Source organism: Streptomyces spinosus (assembly GCF_020400655.1).
GTDB lineage: Bacteria > Actinomycetota > Actinomycetes > Streptomycetales > Streptomycetaceae > Streptomyces > Streptomyces argyrophylli.
Genome location: NZ_JAINRC010000019.1, coordinates 81767 through 97953 on the forward strand (window position 1 = coordinate 81767; position 16187 = coordinate 97953).

The following is a 16187-nucleotide window of genomic DNA, read 5'->3' on the forward strand; positions in this document are numbered from 1 at the left end:
TGAGATTCACGGATCAGGGGCGGGAGCAGGGACCGCTTCGGCAGGGGACTTGCCCGAACGTCCCGGTCGCCGGTCAGGGCTGGATGTTCTCCAGGTCCTCCAGAAGGCTGGGGTGTTTGGGCTCCCAGCTGAGCGCCTGCCGGGTGTACGCGCTGGAAGAGGGCTGGTCGCTTGCGAAGATCTGGCCGAGGGGGCCGAAGGTCTCCGCCGGTACCGACTCGACCGGCAGGCCCAGCCGTCGGCCGATGACCGTGGCGATATCGCGAACCTTGTCCCCCTCGTCGGCCACGGCGTGCCAGGAGGTACCCGCTTCCGCCTGTTCCAGGGCGAGCCGGAAGAGGACTGCCGCGTCGAGCGCGTGCACGGCCGGCCAGCGCTGTGCGCCGTCGCCCGGGTAACCGGACACTCCGGTCCGGCGTGCGATGCCGGCCAACAGGCCGGCGAATCCGCCGGAGCCCTGGTTGTGCACCGTGCGCGGCAGGCGTACGGCGCTGCTGCGGACCCCGCGCGAGGACAGGCCCAGGACCGACGTGACCGCACGGCCGCGACCGCCGACCGGCCCGTCGGTGGGCAGCGGGTCGCTTTCGAGGGATGCGCGGCCCGGCACGGCGGGCGTACCCGAGACAGTGACGAAGGGACGGTCGCTGCCGACGAGTTCCTCGCCGAGGGCCGCGAGGGCGGCACCTTCCTCCGCGACCGACTTCGCGAGGGTGTCGGGGCTGCTGAAGGCGTGGTCGAACGCGAGGTGGATCACCCCGTCGGCCCGGGCGGCGCCGGCGCGAAGGGTGTTCAGGTCGGCGAGGGCTCCCCGCAGGGGCTCGGCGCCGGCCGCCTCTACGGCCTGCGCGGCTGCCTCGGAGCGAGCGAGTGCGAGGACGGTGTGGCCGTTGTCGAGCAGTTCCGCGACGACAGCGGAACCGATCAGGCCGGTGCCGCCGGTGACGAAAACGCGCATGGGAAACCCCCAGGAGTGATGGGACTCTTGTCCCATCACTCTACCGCAGTGATGGGACAAGAGTCCCATCACTTAGGATGGTGACCATGGGCAGATGGGAACCAGGCGCACGCGAACGCCTCGTCGTGGCTGCCGTCGACCTGTTCACCGAGCAGGGCTACGACGCCACGACGGTCGCGCAGATCGCCGAGCGCGCAGGAGTCACCAAGAGCACCTTCTTCCGGCACTTCCCCGACAAGCGCGAATTGCTGGTCGCCGGACAGGAGACGCTGAGCCGACTGCTGGCCGAGGGGATCGCCGACGCGCCCGCTGGCGCCAGCCCGCTCGAGGCGGTCGCTGCCGGTCTGGAGCGCGCATCGAGCGCGATGGGCCCCGTGAGCCGCGAACTCGCGCCTCGTCTGAAGGCGGCCGTCGCCGCCAGCGCCGAACTTCAAGAGCGTGACGCCCTCAAGAGCGTCAGCCTCGCGGCCGCGATGACGACCGCTCTGGTCGCCCGCGGCGTACCCGATCCAACCGCGGCTCTGGCGGGCGAGCTGGGCCTCCTCGCCTTCAAACGGGGATACGCCCAATGGTCCGAGGGCGACCGTGACGGCAAGGACGAGCTCGCCGGGTACACCCTGGCGGCCCTCGACGAACTGCGTGCAGCGAGCGCCTCGCTGGGCTGACCGGCAACGTCACCCGCCGTTCACGGAGCCAATTTCGGGCATCCCCATCACAGCAGCCCGAGCTGGATCTCAGGCAGGCTGCCATCGGCGTCGACCAGGTCCGCGAGGACGCGGCAGTGCCGCTGCCAGTCCAGCGGCCACGGGCCGCTGCAGCCAGTCCTGCAGCCGCTCGCAGGCGAGCCAGCCCACCTCCCCTGCGACCAGCCCGCCATGCACCGCGGTGGCGTTCGGCATGTGCGCGCTCGTGGCGGTGGTTGAGAGGTCGGTAGTCGGTCAGCCACGACATCGTGCGCTCGATGACCCAGCGGGGGCGGCCCAGCCGTTCGCTGGACTCGATGCCCTTGCGTGCGATGCGGAGGCCGATGTGCTTGCCCCATAACCATCGCCGCAGGTGAAGGGTGTCGTACGTCTTGTCGGCGTGAAGACGCCCGGGCCTGGAATCGTTCGCATGGGATTCGTGTCCCATGTGGACATGGGACAGCATCGGCTTCAGGGCGAGGCTGTCGTAGGTGTTGGCTGCGGGGAGTCCGACGCGTAGAGGCAGTCCGTTCGCATCCGACAGGACGTGCATCCGGGATCGGGCTTGCCCCGGTCCACGGGGCTCGGACCTGCAAGTTCGCCCGGGCCATCACGGCCCGGGGGTCTCGTGTTGTTCGACTACGAACTCGTCTCCATTGGCGCGCTGTCGCTGCATGGACATCCAGTGCGATCGCTGCCCGGATGGCTCTGTCCGTGCGGGTGGGTGCCGGTCAGAGGGTCGGCGTTTCGCCGGGTTGTTCGAGAGGTGGGCGGTCGAGGTCGTGCAGTCCGGTGTTGATGAGGCGTGCTGCGCGGTGGACGTCGGCGGTGACGGCGGCGTGGAGGTCTGCTGCGGTGCGGGCCGGTTCCAGGTGTTTGTGGAGTGACTGGAACTGGATGGGCCACAGGGCGAGCAGGGCTGCTGCGGCGATCTGGGGTTCGGGGTCGCCAGGATGCAGGCCGGCTCGTGCGGCCAGGATCGCGGCGACGGCGGCGGCCTGGCGGTCCGTGGTGTCGCGGTGGTGGGCCCTCAGGGAGGGGGTGGAGCGGATGAGGCCGGCGAAGCGCCTGAGCGTGTCCTTGGCCTGGGTGAGGTCGGGCTGGCCGAAGATCCATGCGGTCAGCGCCGAGAGCTGCTCGGCCAGGATCAACTGTGCCGCTTCGACGGCGGGCAGGCGCGGGTCGGCGAGCACTTTCTCCAGGGAGGCGAGAGTGGATTCGCCCAGGTCCAGGACCAGTGATTCCTTGGTCGGATAGTAGTTGAACACCGTCTTCTCCGAGACGCCGCACGCCTCGGCGACCTCGGCCACCCGCACGGCGTCGAAGCCGCGCTCGATGAACATCTCGGTGGCGGTGTCCGAGAGCCGACGGCGCAGCAGGCGCTTCTTGCGTTCGCGCAGGCCCTCGGCGGCGGGCGGCTCCTCCTGGGGGCGCAGGGCCGTCCAGTCCACCGTCTTCATGGTCATGGTCGAGAGCATAGCCATCCTGGGGAATTTTTACTGCGACTGCAAAATTACTGCTACGGTAATTTTAGTCGTTAGCCCTGGAGGACCCCATGAGTGCCATCCGCATCGTCCGCGACTACCCCCACCCGCTACAGACGGTCTGGCGCGCGGTCACCGACCCCGAGCTCGTGCCCCTGTGGACGGCCACCGGCGCGGGCGCCCGCATGGAGGGCTTCACCCCCGTCGAGGGCGCCGACTTCCGGTACGTCGCCAAGCCCAAGCCGGGCTGGAGCGGCGTCGTCCTGTGCACGGTCCTGGAGGTGCGCGAACCCACCGTGCTGCGCTACTCCTGGCAGGACGAGGGCGGCGGTGAGACCACCGAGGTCGCCTACCGCCTCGAACCGCACGCTGGCGGCACCCGCTTCACGTACGACCACACCGGCTTCACCGGCATCGGCGGCTACTTCATGGCCAAGATCCTCGGCACCGTCCGCACCAAGATGCTCACCCAGGGCCTGCCCGTCGTCCTCGACGACCTCGACGAAACCGGCACCCTGCGCCCCGACAGCACCCTGCGCCCCAAGGCGCTGTGACACCTACGGCACCCCGCCCACAGCATCCGACCTCCTGGTCGGTGCTGCGGCGGTAGCAGATGAGGGCGCTAGCGGCGCCGGCGAAAGCGAGGAAGTGTTCGGCTTTGCGTTCGTAGCGTCGATGGCACGGGCCTGCGCCCGCGCCGGCGGCCTCGACCTCCTCGTCGTGGACTACCTCCAGCTGGTCGAGGTCGAGCAGTCCCGCACCATCACCCAGGAACAGGCCGGAGCGTCGGTCTCCCGCGGCCTGAAGAACCTCTCCGTGCAGCTCGACTGCCACGTCATCGTCCTGTCGCAGCTCAACGACGACAGCCGGAAGCGCGAGTCCCGGGCGATCAGGATCGACGCCTCCGTCGTGATCAAGGTCGAGCGGCCGGACGCGGAGAGCCGGAGTCGCCGCGGGCCGGCGGGGTCGACCTCGTGATCGACAAGAACCGGTTCGGGCCGACGGCCTGCGTGAATGCCCGCGGCATCAAGGCCGTGAGGCCGCCGCCCGGCAGCTCGACGCGCTCGCCGGTTTCATCGCCACGCCCGTCACGGTCCGGCGCGGCTTGCCGGCCCACCTGCGCTACCTCATCCGCACCGACCGGGCCCGCGCCGCCGCCCGCGAGGCGGGCCTGACGGTCACCGACCGCACCCTGAGGGCTCGGCTCGATGGGCGACGGGCTCCGTCCCCGCGGTGCGGCCCTGGAGCGCGGCGACAGGGCCGTCGCCCGCACCACCGACTCCCTCGCGGACCTGCCGGCCGCCCACGGCGAGGCGATGTGCCTCGTCGACCCCGGCGGCTCCGGCACCGTCGGTCTGGGTGTGCCCGACCTCGATGCTCGCGTGGCCGCCGCCGGAACCGCGGACCGTCCTGCCGGGCCGCGGCTCGGGCGTCGATGATGACGGGGCTGGTGAGCGGCCGGCGGCGGTGGGTGGAGAACAGTCGGCGGCGGGGAGAGGCCATGCCTCGCCGCAGCCTCGTGCGGAAGGGCGCGAAGCTGCTTGATCACCATCGGCCGAGCCTCACGGGCGATCCAGCCCTTCGTTCCGGGCCGGATGATGGCGCGTTGTCGCTAGCGGCTTCCGTCATGCCGTTATAGCGTTGTGATCAGCAGTCGTGGTTCCGAAGTTCCGTTCGCCCGTGATCGCCTCACGGGCGTTCTCGCTGTTCAGCATCTCTCCGGACCAGGGCGATCACCTCCCGGTCGCGCAGCGTGCGTGCCCGGTTTCCCTCGAAGGAGACAGTCATGGCAAAGGGCACAGTGAAGTGGTTCAACAGCGAGAAGGGCTTCGGCTTCATCGAGCAGGAGGGCGGCGGCCCCGATGTCTTCGCCCACTACTCCAACATCGCCGCCCAGGGCTACCGCGAGCTGCAGGAGGGCCAGAAGGTCGAGTTCGACGTCACGCAGGGCCAGAAGGGCCCGCAGGCCGAGAACATCCGTCCCGCGTGATCGCGCCCCGGTAAGGGGGGCCCGGCATCCCGGCTTCGGGACGCCGGGCCCTTACCGTCGCACGCCGGTTCATCTGACTACGGGGCGGCGGGGCGCCGGCCTGGGACGGGCGAAACGGACACCCGTTGTTTGACAGTCGGGTTGTCCGACGCACACAACCGTGAGCAGTTGGTTGCCCGCCGCACAAGCCCCCTCCACCACGCAGGCCGGCCCACGTTCTCGCGAAGTTGGCTCCGCGTATGCGTTCGACCCCTGCGACGGCTGGTGGGGGCACGGCTGGGCCGGCACGTGAACTACTGGAGTCCACGGACCACTCGATCGGCCCGGCGGCTCGTGACTCCGGCCTGGGCTCGGCCGCCGACCTGGGGCTGCGCTTCCGGCACGCACTCGACACCAGCCGACCGCCTACCGGCGGGCCTTCAGCCGCCACGTCTCTCACGCCCAGACGTGGCGTCCGCACCGGGGACGCCTCTCTGTCTTTCGTCAAGCGAGGCGTGGGGTCTTTGACGAGCAGAAGGACGGGGCGCGCACGCCGAGCCCTGACCCCTGCGCCGCGCCGCCCTGCCCCTTCTCGCCTAAGCCCGCCGTCCGGCCTGGTCGCCGCCCCCCGACCGGGCGGTGACCAGGCCGGACTCGTACGCCGCGATGACCGCCTGGGCGCGGTCGCGCACGTCGAGCTTGCCGAAGAGGTTGGTGATGTGGTTCTTCACCGTGGAGTGGCTGATGTCCATGGTCCGGGCGATCGCGGTGTTGTCCAGGCCGGTGGCTATCAGCCGCCACACCTCCACCTCCCGGGGCGTGAGCTCCCCCGCCACGACGACGGGCGGTGGCGGGGTGCCGAGCGGCGCCCGGACGTAGGCGGAGATCAGCCGGGTCAGCAGGCGCGGGGCGACCACCGCCTCCCCGGTGTGGACGGTGCGGATCGCCGCGGCGAGGTCCTCCGGTGAGACGTCCTTGGGCAGGAACCCGTACGCGCCGGCGCGCAGCGCGGCCACCACGTACTCGTCCATGTCGAAGGTGCTCAGCGCCAGGACCCGGCATCCGGGCAGCGTGCGGGCCAGCTCCTCGGTCGCGCCGACCCCGTCCAGGACGGGCATCCGGATGTCCATCACCACGACGTGGGGGCTCAGCCGCTGGGCGAGCGCGACGGCCTGCGCGCCGTCCTCCGCCTCGCCCACCACCTCGAAGGCGGGGTCCGGCGAGAGGATCAGCGACAGACCGCGCCGGACCAGCGGCTGGTCGTCCGCGATGAGGACCCGGATCCCGGGCGTCACGGCCGTCACCGGTACATCGCCTCCCCGCGCAGCCCGCCGCCGACGCGCTCGGTGGGCTCCCCGCTCTGGACGGCCGCCTCGGCCGTCTCCTCAGCGGCCAGCGGCAGCTCGGCCACCACGGCGAAGCCGCCCTCCGGCCGCGGCCCCGCCTCCAGGGTGCCGCCGTGCAGGGCGACCCGCTCGCGCATGCCGATCAGGCCGTACCCGCTGCGCACCGGTTCGTGCCTCGCGTCCTGGGCCGGCACGCCCCGGCCGTCGTCGCGCACCTCGACGGTGATCCCGTCCGCGCGGTAGGTCAGCACGACGGACGCGCTGGCCGGCCCCGCGTACTTGCGCGCGTTGGTCAGGCCCTCCTGGACGATCCGGAACACCGTCAGGCCGACGGTCGGCGGCAGCGGCCGTCGCGGCCCGTGCACGCTGAACGCGGTCGGCAGTCCGGCCTGGCGGGACTCGTCCACCAACCGGCCGAGGTCGTCGGCCCCGGGCTGTGGCGAGGCCGGGGCGGCGTCCGGTTCGTCACCAGCCCGCAGGACGTCCAGCAGCTGGCGCATCTCGCGCAGGGCCAGCCGCCCGGACGACTCCAGGGTGACCAGGGCCTCCCGCACCACCTCCGGACGGGCGAGGTTGGCACGGGCGCCACCGGCCATCAGCTGCATGGTGGTGATGTGGTGGGCCACGATGTCGTGCAACTCCCGGGCGATGCGGCGGCGCTCCTCGGCCACCGCGCGGTCGGCCAGCAGCCTGCGGTTGGCGTCCACCTGGCGCTGCCAGCGGGCGGCCGTGAGACCGCTGCCGGCCACGAGCGCGGTGGAGGCGACGGCCGCGATGCCCGCCTCCGCGGAAGGCACCGGGAAGTCACTCTGGCTCAGCATCGTCACCAGCGCCGTAGCCGCGGCGGCGCCTGCGGTGACCGGCCAGGCGCGGTTCCGGGCGACCGAGTACACCGCCACCATCAGGACGACCCCGAAGTGGGTGCCCATCGGGGTCGACAGGTCGATCGCGGACTGGAGCACCAAGACGGCGGCGAGCGCCTGCACCGGGCGGCGGCGCCGGGCGAGCAGCGGCAGGCCCGACAGCACGAGCAGGACGAGGCCCGGCACGCCGACGCCACGGGTGCCCTCCACCTCGCTGACGACCAGGTGGGCGAGCAGGTCCAGCGAGCCGGTTCCGACGGCCACCAGCGCGTCCGCCTGGGTCCACGGCAGGCCATCGGTGCGGTTCTGCGGAGCCTCGTCCACGGCCGCGCCGGGGTGTTGACGCCCGTCCATCCTCGTCCTCTCGGCCGACCAGCGTTGATGCCTCATTCTGGCACCGGCCCGCCCGGCGCCGGATGGTCCCTCCGGCCGAGGTAGGGCGGGCGGACTAGGAGCACGGTCCCGGTTCCGGCCCGCCGGGGGACCGGGGGCCCCGGTCCGGATCGTCCGCTGTCCGGACGCCCGGCACCCTCTTCGCCTGATGGTCTGTAAGCCTGCCGGGAACCCCCGGCGACAAGGCCGACGTTCGCGTCCATCAGCCGGAGGGCACCGTGATCCGCGCACTGACCGGATTCTCCACCAGACACGCCTGGAAGGTCATCGCCCTCTGGGCGGTGCTGGGACTGGCGCTGGGCGCGCTGAGCCCGATGCTGCTCGGCCGGGTCACCCAGTCCCAGACCGGTGATTTCCTGCCGAAGAGCTACGACTCGGCCGCCGCCCTGCGGATCGCCGAGGAGGAGTTCGGGGTGAAGCCCGACGCCACCACGGTCACGGTGCTGGTCGCCCGGAGCGACGGCAAGGCGCTCACCGACGGCGACCGGCGGCGGATCGAGGTCGAGGCGGCGGAGCTCGGCAAGCGCCGGGTCACCATGCCGAGGGAGGAGAACGAGCCGGCGTTCCTCAAGCCCGACCGCTCGCAGACCCCCCGGATCGCCCCGGCGATGACGGCGCCCGACCGGAGCTTCGAGCTGCTCTCCGTCGAACTGGCCGGCAGCGCCGTGGACGAGGGCGTCCAGGAGGTCTACCGGACCTTCCGGGACTCCGCGCGCGCGAAGTTCGCCGCCGTCGGGATGCGCACCGGGTTCACCGGCGGACTGGCCGAGGCCGCCGACAGCGCGGACGACAACCGGGTCGCCGCGCTGATCGGCAGCAGTCTGGTCGCCGTGCTGATCGTCCTGCTCAACGTGCTGGTGTTCCGCAGCGTGCTCGCGGCCGTGCTGCCGCTGCTCGCCGTCACCTTGATCGGCGCCGTGGCCGCCGGAGCCGTGGCCGGCGCCGCGACGCTCACCGGCCTGCGGCTGGACGTCTCCACCCCGAGCCTGATCTCCGTGGTGCTGCTCGGCATCGGCGTCGACTACCTGCTGTTCCTGCTCTTCCGGTTCCGCGAGCACCTGCGCGCCCGGCCCGGCCGGCCCGCCCGCGAGGCGGCCGCCGAGGTGTCCGGACGGGTCGGCACCGCGATCACCTCGGCCGCGCTGACCATCGTGGCCGCTTTCGCCACCCTGGGCGTGGCGAGCTTCGGGCAGTTCCGCTCGCTCGGCCCGGCGATCGCCGTCGCCGTCCTGATCATGCTGCTGGGCAGCCTCACCCTGATGCCGGCCCTGCTCGCCGCCTGCGGCCGCAAGATGTTCTGGCCCTCCCGCAGTCTGCACCGGGAGCCGCGGGCGGGCGCGGCCGCCCGCTACGGCGCCTTCGTCGCCCGTCGTCCGACGGTCCTGCTGCTCGGCTCCGTCGCGCTGCTCGGCGCCCTCGCCGCCGGGATGACCGGGATACGGATGGACTACGGCCAGGGCGGCGACTCCGGGACGGCGGCCGCGGCCACCGCCAAGGAGATCGCACGCGCCCTGCCGGCCGGCGTGTCCGACCCGACCACCGTCTACGTCACCACCACGGACGGCGGGACCCTCGACCCCGCCCGGCTCGACGGCCTCTCCCGCGCCCTCGCCGAGACCGAAGGCGTAGGCCAGGTCGGCGGCACCGTCCTGAACAAGAACCACCACGCCGCCCGGATCGACCTCTTCCTCACCGCCGACCCGCAGAGCGCACGGGCCCGCGACCTTGCCTCCGGTCCCGTCCGCGCCGCCGTCGCCGCCCACACGCCCGCCGGGACGAGCGCCCATGTCGGCGGCACGGCGGCGATCTTCGCCGACATCTCCGTAGCCGTGGACCGCGACCTGACGATCGTCTTCCCGGTCGCCGCCGCCCTGATCGCCCTGATTCTGCTGCTGCTCCTGCGCAGCCTTCTCGCCCCGGCGGTCCTGATGCTCTCCGTCGGGCTCGGTTTCGCCGCCACCCTCGGCGCCTCCACCCTGCTGTTCCAGCACGTGCTGGACGAGCCCGGCGTCAGCTTCACCCTTCCGCTGGTGCTGTTCCTGTTCGTCGTCGCGCTGGGCACCGACTACAACATCCTCATCACCGACCGGATCCGCGAGGAGATGCACCACCCAGGCACGGCCCGCGCCGCCGTGGCCCGCGCCGTCCGCCACACCACACCCGCCGTCGCCACCGCCGGCCTGGTCCTGGCCGGCTCCTTCGCCACCCTCGCCACCACCCCCGGCAGCGCACAGATCGCCTTCGCGCTGACGCTCGGCATCCTCCTCTCCGCCGTCGTCCTCTCGCTCGCCGTGGTCCCGGCCCTGGCCACCCTCCTGGGCCGCGCCCTCTGGTGGCCCTTGCGCCCCACCAGTCACCAGCGCCCCACCGCCCCCACCCCGCCCCCGACTCGCGTCCGCATCCCCTGACCGCCTCACTTACGGCCGGCGCTCCGCCTGCCCCCGGACGTCCGCCGCCCGAGACGCTGTCGGCCTATTCGGTCTGGTGGCACTTCCCGCGGCGCATGGCGATGGTGCTGGAAGCGTGCCCTCAGCAGGCCGCGGTAGCGCGGTCGCCGCAGGCCGCACGCCTGGACCGCTCGCCCGTCCGGCCTGGTCCCGGCGGTGGCGGCCGTCTCCTCGAGCCCGCACCGGGCTCCGGGAGACGGCCGGGTACGGTCGGGGACTCGCCGTCGCCCTGGTGGATCCTGGCCGTTGTCGGCGCGCTCGCGGTGTGGGCCGGCGGCGGCTGGTCTTACCACCGGCAGCAGCAGGCGCGGTGGGAAGCGGTCCGTGCGCAGGGCCCGCCCCACGGCCTGGCCCGGCTGGACGCCCTGCACCACACCAGGTACGGCTCGGCGGAAGGGGGCAGAGGAAGCCTCGGTCCCTACGCGGTCGGACTCGTCTACGAGCCGGGTCGTGGACGCTCGTCACGCTGCCCCGCGCTGCCGGGGCCAGTGCTCGCCGACGGGACCGCTACCTGACGCGCCTCGGAAGAAGGTTGGGGGCCGCTGTCGATCCGGCCACGTCCCGTTCGACGTCATGGTGTGCGGCGCCTCGCCCCACGATGACGCGACAGGACCGAGAGGACAGACGTGGATCAGCTGCTGAGAGTGATGAACTTCAGCATCTCGAGTGACGGGATCGGTGCCGGTGAGCACCAGAGTCTTGAGCGGCCGTTCGGCCACGATCATCCCGAGAGACTGTTGGCCTGGGCCGGCGCCACGGCGAGCTGGCCCATGCGCACGGATCCCGGGGGCAGCCGGGGCCTGGACGACTACTTCACCCGGGACTTCGCACGCAACATCGGTGCCGAGATCATGGGCCGCAACAAGTTCGGGCCCCAGCGCGGGCCCTGGCACGATCATGAGTGGCGCGGCTGGTGGGGGGAGGAACCCCCGTTCCGCACTCCGGTGTTCGTCATGACCCACCACACGCGTCCGTCCTTCACCCTCTCCGATACCACGTTCCACTTCGTCGACGGCGACCCGGCCACGGTCCTCGAACGGGCACTGGAAGCGGCGCAGGGCAAGGACGTCCGGCTCGGCGGCGGGGTCACCACCATCCGGCAGTTCCTCGACGCCGGCCTCGTCGACACCATGCATGTAGTGGTGTCGCCGGTAACGCTCGGGTCCGGACTACGACTCTGGGAGTCCCCCGATGAACTGCTCGACCGGTTCCACCTGGAGGTCGTGCCCAGCCCGAGCGGCGTGACGCACCACCTGTTCTGGCGGAGGTGACGCGAGGGCCCACTGGAGTTCGGGCCGCGGTGGCGAGGGGGCGCCCGTCCCGTCGGATTCCCATCTCGCTGCGGATGCGGGCCCGTTCCCCGCGCTGGGCAGCGAGTACGCCGAGGCGGCGGGCGTTGGCGTTGCGCCGGCTCACCGCCGACCCGCAGAGCGGGGCAACCGGGTCGTCGGGGCCGGCATGACGGGTGGCCCGCAACCGCCGCGGGGTCAGGCGGTGCAGGCGCCGTTCACGTCGAGTGCGGCCAGTGCCTCGGCGGCCTCGACCTGCCGCGGGTCGCGCAGCGCGGCCAGGGCGTCGCGGGCGGCGAGGAGCGTCGCGCGGGCCTCGGGATGCCCTGTGGCGCCGAGTACCCGCCCCAGATCGAGCCGGGCCTGCTCCGACCAGGCCGGCATCTGCGCGGCGTCGAAGGCGGCGAGGGCCTGCCGCAGCGGCGCTTCGGCCTCGTGCCAGCGTTCCAGGGCCGCCAGGTCGTTGCCGATCTGCTGCCGGGCGACCGCGTGATACAGCTCGACCACCTCGACCGTGCGGCCCGGTATCCCCGCCCGGCAGATCCGCTCGCTGCGGCGGTGGATCTCCAGGGCCTCGGCCGCCCGGCCGGCCTGGCGCAGCAGGGTGCCGAGGCTGTTCAGGATCGTCAGCTCGGCCAGCCGGCCGTGCGGGGATTCCTCCGAGGCGAGGCAGCGGGCACTGTCCCGCAAGCGCTCCTGGGCTTCCTCCGTGCGGCCCAGCCGGTGCAGGGCGCCCGCGCCGTAACCGAGTGCCCAGCCCTGCTGGAGCCCGTCCCCGCACTCGCGGGCTGCCGCCAGCGCACTGTCGGCCGCTGTCAGCGCGGCACGCGGGTCGTGCACACAGAGGTTGTAGGCCCAGGCGAGGTAGTTGAGGTGGACGGCCTCCTCCTGCCTGCTGCCCAGGGCTCGGGCGGAGTCGGCGGACTGCCGGAAGACCTCCACCCACTGCTCCCAGTGCTGGTTGAGATCGGAGAACCAGTGCATCGCCTGCGCCGTGTCCAGGACTTGCCGGTGCCGGCCGGTGCCGTGGGCCCGGCGCAGCGCCGCGAGCCACTCGGCCCGCTCGGCCTCCAGCCAGGCCCGTGCCCTTTCCCGGCCGACGGGCGCTGTGGCGGGGTCCGGGTCGCCTTGCGACGCGGTCTGCTCGTGGTCGACGTCGAAGTGCAGCGCGGCGGCGGTGGCCCGGCGCAGCATCCAGTGCGCGGTCCGGTCCAGGGCGGCATCCCGGACGTCGGGGCCGTCCTCGGCGTCGATCCGCTCGGCGGCGTAGAGCCTGAGCAGATCGTGGAAGCGGTACCGCTCCCCGGCGGGATCGCTCTGGAGAAGCCCCGCGTCAGTGAGTTCGTCCGCGCACACGGCCGCCTCGTCGCAGGTCAGGCCGGCCAGGAGGGCGCCTGTCTCGGGACTGAAGTCAGCTCCGGCGGCCAGCGCGGCGCGACGTAGCAGGGTCTGCGAGCGGGGCGGCAGTTGGCGGTAGGACAGCGCGAAGGCCGCGCGCACCCCCAGGCTTCCGGCCTGGAGGCCGTCCAGCCTGCGGGCCTCGGTGGCGAGCCGGGCGACGAGCTTGCCGAGGCGTTCGTGCGGCCGGCTCAGCAGCCGTTGGCCGGCGATCCGCACGGCCAACGGCAGGTGCCCGCACAGGCCGGCGAGGTCACGTGCGGCCTGTGCTTCGGCGCCGACCCGGTCCGGGCCGATGATGCGGCTCAGCAGTTCCACCGTCTCCTCGCGCCGCAGCAGGGCCAGGTCGGTACGGTGGACGGACTCCAGACCCGCCAGCGCCTGACGGCTGGTGATGATCGTCAAGGACGCACCGGTACCCGGCAGCAGCGGCTCGACCTGGAACTCGCAGGCCGCGTTGTCCAGCAGCAGGAGCAGGCGCCGCTCGCCGGCCAGGGACCGCCACAGGCCGGCCCGGTCGTCGGTGCCCGAGGGGATCGCCGCGTCGGCGACCCCGATCGCGCCGAGCAGCCGGGCCAGCGCGTCCCGCGGGCTGGTCGGCTCGGCATCCATGCCGTGCAGGTCCAGGGCGAACTGCCCGTCCGGGAAGTGCGGGGCCAGGCGGTGCGCGGCGTGCACCGCGAACGCGGTCTTGCCCAGGCCCGGTTGCCCGGCGACCACGGTGACCGCCGGAAGGCCGGCGCCTGCGTCGGGTACCAGCTCCGCCAGCCGGGCCAGGGCGTCACCGCGCGCGGTGAAGTCCTGTATGTCGCGTGGCAGGGCCAGGGTGCCGGAGCCCGTCGGACCGGTGGCCGCGCGGGGACGCGGACGGCCGGCGGCGGCGGACTGCTCCAGGCGCGCCGCCCCGGCCTCGTCCACACCCAGCGCCTGAGCCAGCGCCTGCACGGTACGGCGCTGGGGGCCCCGGGTACGCCCGCGTTCCATGTCGGCCAGCGCTCTGACACTTACCCCGGCCGCATGCGACAGCGCCTCCTGGCTCATCCCCGAGCGGAGCCGAAGATCCCGCAACTGCTGCCCGAATTCCTCCGCGCAAGGCGTGCCGTCCCGCACCGTCGAAGTCCCCGATCATCCGGCCCGTCCGGATGCGAGCCCCCCGGCAGAAGTATGGACGACGTTACTTCTGCCGGGAGAACCGCCTGGGCGAGGGTGACCGGAAATGATCAACTGAAGTCAGACGCGGGACGCGCCGGCGGCACCGATGAAGTCAGACGCGGGACGCGCCAGCGGCACCGACCATCCGCCGCATGTACCGACCCGCCCTGCGGCCGGCCGCCGGGCACGGGCGACCGACCGCCCGAGAAGCCAAGCAAGCAGACCGATACCGGCCGACGGCACCGAGCCGCGGCCCCGCACCACACGGGGGATCCCTCCATGACCACCTTCCGCCACTCCTCCCTGCTGCTCGCCGTCGCGGGCACGGCCCTGACGCTGTCCCTCACCGCCTGCCAGAGCGACGCGGACACCCCGTCCTCGTCCGCGACGGCCCCTGCGGCCACGGTGGCGACGTCCCCGGACGCCGCCGGCACCTCCGACGCGAAGGAGTCGGCCGGCTCGGCGGGATCGGCCGGCTCGGCGGGGTCGAAGGGACCGGATGCGTCGGCCGGTTCCGCCGATGCCTCCACGGGTTCGACCGGCGCGTCCGGCCGACAGGTGACCGCTGCGTCACCGGTGTGCACCGCGGGGGACGTACGCGTCACCGCCGCCAGGCAGGACGGGCCGCCCTACACCCACATCGTCCTGACCGCGAAGAACACCTCCCGGCGCTCCTGCCGGCTGACGGGCTTCCCGCACATCCAGTTCCTGGAGAGCCACAAGCAGGACGTCCCGGCCGTGGCCAAGAGCAAACCGGCCACCCCCGTGGTGCTGGCGGCCGGTGCCCCGGCCTACGCCCTGGTGAAGCTGTCGGACGGCGGGGTCGACGAGGCGAACGAACCGGTGTCCGCGTTCTCCGTCATGCTGGAGGGCGACTCCACGGTCATCGCCGTCACCGCGCCCGGCAGCGACGGCGTCGCCGTCGACCCGGCGAAGGCCCTCACCGGCTACTGGACCCCCGAACTCCGCAACGGCGCCGACGACTTCTGAGCCCCGCCACACCGAACGGCGTCCCCGCGCCCCTCTCGGCGGACACGGTCGCACCGGCACCGGACCCACGCCGGTGCGACCGTCCGGGCCTCGGCCTCCGGCTGCGAACCAGCGCTCGGCTTCTCCACGGGCCGGCTCGATCCCCGTTCACGAGGCTCCCCTTGCCAATGCCGCTTGCGCGGTGTCCGGCTCCGCGCGAGGGCTGGGGACCGGCGAGACGAGGCTCGTCGGCGTCCCGGGGGTACGCCAGTACGGCCGCCGTCTGCCCGCCGCGCCGGCAAGGTGGCGCGGACTCACCGCCCATGCGGCGCGTCCGGCGTCACCGCGGACGCACTCGCGCCCCGACCGTCCGGACAAACGGATGGTCAGGGGCGCGCGTGACGCGGCAGGATGCTCCGCATGGCATTGCCCACCCCCGAGCTGCACACTGCCCGCCTGCGACTGCGGCCGTTCACCGACGCTGACACGGCGCCGCTCTACGCGCTGCACAGCAGCACCCACGTGCTGCGTTACTGGGACTCCCCGCCGTGGACCGAACCGGCCCGAGCCCAGCGCTTCATCGCGACCTGCCGGACGATCGAGGAGGAAGGCACGGGAGCGCGGATGGCCGTCGACCGCGTCGCCGACGGCGCGTTCATCGGCTGGTGCGGCCTGACCAACTGGAACCCGGACTTCCGCAGCGCGTCCCTGGGCTACGTCTTCGAGGCCGCCGCGTGGGGCCACGGCTACGCCACCGAGACCGCGCACGCCGTCCTGCGGTGGGCGTTCGACACCCTGGACCTGAACCGCGTACAGGCCGAGACCGACACCCGCAACGTGGCCTCCGCCCGAGTCCTGGAGAAGCTCGGCTTCGTCCGCGAAGGCACCCTCCGGGAGGACTGCGTCGTCAACGGCGACGTCTCCGACTCCTGGGTCTTCGGCCTCCTCCGCCGCGAGTGGCACCCGACGGGCACGCCGACCCAGGGGAGATCGTAAGTCGGTGCGCCTCCCGTGGTCCGTCGTCGTCACCCCCACAAGAAGACCGCGGTCATCTGACTGACCGGCTCCACATCGCCGGCATCTTCCTCGGTCCACCCGGTGCCTCAGACGAAACCGGCCGGCCACGGCCGCGGTTGCCGTCGGTTCCTGGCGCTCCCGGCCAAGTGCCTGGCGCTTCCCGCTAAGGCGGGCCACCGGCGCTGGTGTTCCCGGCACATACGACGAAAACACTCCTCCTCA

At 72.7% G+C, this 16187-nt stretch carries 14 protein-coding genes and 3 pseudogenes; 10 read left to right on the forward strand and 7 right to left on the reverse strand.

Going from position 1 to position 16187, the window contains the following annotated elements; all coding sequences use genetic code 11:
* Positions 1-73: 73 nt before the first annotated feature.
* Entirely contained in the window at positions 74-955 is an 882-nt protein-coding gene (locus LG395_RS31975) for an SDR family oxidoreductase (RefSeq protein ID WP_225812160.1), read from the reverse strand.
* Positions 956-1041: 86 nt separating this feature from the next.
* On the opposite strand from LG395_RS31975, the gene LG395_RS31980 reads away from it, so the two are divergent.
* Complete coding sequence (locus tag LG395_RS31980; RefSeq protein ID WP_225812161.1) at positions 1042-1620, forward strand: TetR/AcrR family transcriptional regulator; 579 nt, start codon at positions 1042-1044, stop codon at positions 1618-1620.
* A 238-nt stretch (positions 1621-1858) separates the two neighbouring features.
* Here LG395_RS31980 and LG395_RS31985 read toward each other — a convergent pair.
* Both LG395_RS31985 and LG395_RS31990 read right to left on the reverse strand, forming a co-directional pair.
* Positions 1859-2241, reverse strand: a pseudogene (locus LG395_RS31985) (transposase); the annotation flags it as partial.
* Between the two features lie 128 nt (positions 2242-2369).
* Positions 2370-3104 carry a TetR/AcrR family transcriptional regulator gene (locus LG395_RS31990; protein WP_308071454.1) on the reverse strand — a complete coding sequence of 245 codons (735 nt, stop codon included), beginning with the start codon at positions 3102-3104 and terminating at the stop codon, positions 2370-2372.
* Between the two features lie 89 nt (positions 3105-3193).
* Between LG395_RS31990 and LG395_RS31995 the strand changes: the two genes are divergently transcribed.
* Positions 3194-3676, forward strand: coding sequence for an SRPBCC family protein (locus tag LG395_RS31995; protein WP_225812162.1), 483 nt, complete (start codon positions 3194-3196; stop codon positions 3674-3676).
* Positions 3677-3713: 37 nt separating this feature from the next.
* Here the strand turns inward: LG395_RS31995 and LG395_RS32000 are convergent.
* Positions 3714-3806 (reverse strand): annotated as a pseudogene (locus LG395_RS32000) (IS5/IS1182 family transposase); the annotation flags it as partial.
* Here LG395_RS32000 and LG395_RS32005 point away from each other — a divergent pair.
* From LG395_RS32005 to LG395_RS32020, 4 genes and pseudogenes are all read left to right on the forward strand, one after another.
* A complete protein-coding gene (locus LG395_RS32005) occupies positions 3798-4100 on the forward strand; it encodes a DnaB-like helicase C-terminal domain-containing protein (RefSeq protein WP_225812163.1) in 303 nt (100 codons plus the stop codon). The pseudogene LG395_RS32000 and the gene LG395_RS32005 overlap by 9 nt on opposite strands.
* 28 nt (positions 4101-4128) lie before the next feature.
* Positions 4129-4353, forward strand: a pseudogene (locus LG395_RS32010) (transcriptional regulator); the annotation flags it as partial.
* Entirely contained in the window at positions 4331-4561 is a 231-nt protein-coding gene (locus LG395_RS32015) for a hypothetical protein (RefSeq protein ID WP_225812164.1), read from the forward strand. The pseudogene LG395_RS32010 and the gene LG395_RS32015, both read left to right, overlap by 23 nt.
* Before the next feature lie 347 nt (positions 4562-4908).
* Positions 4909-5112: a cold-shock protein gene (locus LG395_RS32020; protein WP_010040284.1), complete on the forward strand. Its 204-nt coding sequence runs from the start codon at positions 4909-4911 to the stop codon at positions 5110-5112.
* A 575-nt stretch (positions 5113-5687) separates the two neighbouring features.
* Here LG395_RS32020 and LG395_RS32025 read toward each other — a convergent pair.
* Both LG395_RS32025 and LG395_RS32030 read right to left on the reverse strand, forming a co-directional pair.
* On the reverse strand, positions 5688-6395 hold the full coding sequence (locus tag LG395_RS32025; protein ID WP_372463497.1) for a response regulator: 708 nt from the start codon (positions 6393-6395) through the stop codon (positions 5688-5690).
* Positions 6392-7654 carry a sensor histidine kinase gene (locus LG395_RS32030; protein WP_225812165.1) on the reverse strand — a complete coding sequence of 421 codons (1263 nt, stop codon included), beginning with the start codon at positions 7652-7654 and terminating at the stop codon, positions 6392-6394. Before LG395_RS32030 ends, LG395_RS32025 begins: the two co-directional genes overlap by 4 nt.
* Positions 7655-7911: 257 nt before the next feature.
* Between LG395_RS32030 and LG395_RS32035 the strand changes: the two genes are divergently transcribed.
* Together LG395_RS32035 and LG395_RS32040 are read left to right on the forward strand one after the other, a co-directional pair.
* Complete coding sequence (locus tag LG395_RS32035; RefSeq protein ID WP_225812166.1) at positions 7912-10101, forward strand: MMPL family transporter; 2190 nt, start codon at positions 7912-7914, stop codon at positions 10099-10101.
* A gap of 665 nt (positions 10102-10766) precedes the next feature.
* On the forward strand, positions 10767-11411 hold the full coding sequence (locus LG395_RS32040) for a dihydrofolate reductase family protein (protein WP_225812167.1): 645 nt from the start codon (positions 10767-10769) through the stop codon (positions 11409-11411).
* Positions 11412-11627: 216 nt separating this feature from the next.
* Here the strand turns inward: LG395_RS32040 and LG395_RS32045 are convergent, their stop codons facing one another.
* Complete coding sequence (locus LG395_RS32045; protein WP_225812168.1) at positions 11628-13937, reverse strand: ATP-binding protein; 2310 nt, start codon at positions 13935-13937, stop codon at positions 11628-11630.
* Between the two features lie 321 nt (positions 13938-14258).
* Between LG395_RS32045 and LG395_RS32050 the strand changes: the two genes are divergently transcribed.
* Both LG395_RS32050 and LG395_RS32055 read left to right on the forward strand, forming a co-directional pair.
* A complete protein-coding gene (locus tag LG395_RS32050; protein ID WP_225812169.1) occupies positions 14259-14969 on the forward strand; it encodes a DUF4232 domain-containing protein in 711 nt (236 codons plus the stop codon).
* 399 nt (positions 14970-15368) lie between these two features.
* Positions 15369-15944 (forward strand): GNAT family N-acetyltransferase, encoded by a 576-nt coding sequence (locus LG395_RS32055; RefSeq protein WP_225812170.1) that lies wholly within the window; start codon positions 15369-15371, stop codon positions 15942-15944.
* Positions 15945-16187: the final 243 nt, after the last annotated feature.

Bases quoted from the DNA above. Each gene is read 5' to 3' on its own strand.
- LG395_RS31975 (WP_225812160.1), bottom strand. From the start codon at position 955: ATGCGCGTTTTCGTCACCGGCGGCACCGGCCTGATCGGTTCCGCTGTC.
- LG395_RS32020 (WP_010040284.1), top strand. From the start codon at position 4,909: ATGGCAAAGGGCACAGTGAAGTGGTTCAACAGCGAGAAGGGCTTCGGC.
- LG395_RS32005 (WP_225812163.1), top strand. From the start codon at position 3,798: ATGGCACGGGCCTGCGCCCGCGCCGGCGGCCTCGACCTCCTCGTCGTG.
- LG395_RS31980 (WP_225812161.1), top strand. From the start codon at position 1,042: ATGGGCAGATGGGAACCAGGCGCACGCGAACGCCTCGTCGTGGCTGCC.
- LG395_RS31995 (WP_225812162.1), top strand. From the start codon at position 3,194: ATGAGTGCCATCCGCATCGTCCGCGACTACCCCCACCCGCTACAGACG.
- LG395_RS31990 (WP_308071454.1), bottom strand. From the start codon at position 3,104: ATGACCATGAAGACGGTGGACTGGACGGCCCTGCGCCCCCAGGAGGAG.
- LG395_RS32030 (WP_225812165.1), bottom strand. From the start codon at position 7,654: ATGGACGGGCGTCAACACCCCGGCGCGGCCGTGGACGAGGCTCCGCAG.
- LG395_RS32050 (WP_225812169.1), top strand. From the start codon at position 14,259: ATGACCACCTTCCGCCACTCCTCCCTGCTGCTCGCCGTCGCGGGCACG.
- LG395_RS32055 (WP_225812170.1), top strand. From the start codon at position 15,369: ATGGCATTGCCCACCCCCGAGCTGCACACTGCCCGCCTGCGACTGCGG.
- LG395_RS32015 (WP_225812164.1), top strand. From the start codon at position 4,331: ATGGGCGACGGGCTCCGTCCCCGCGGTGCGGCCCTGGAGCGCGGCGAC.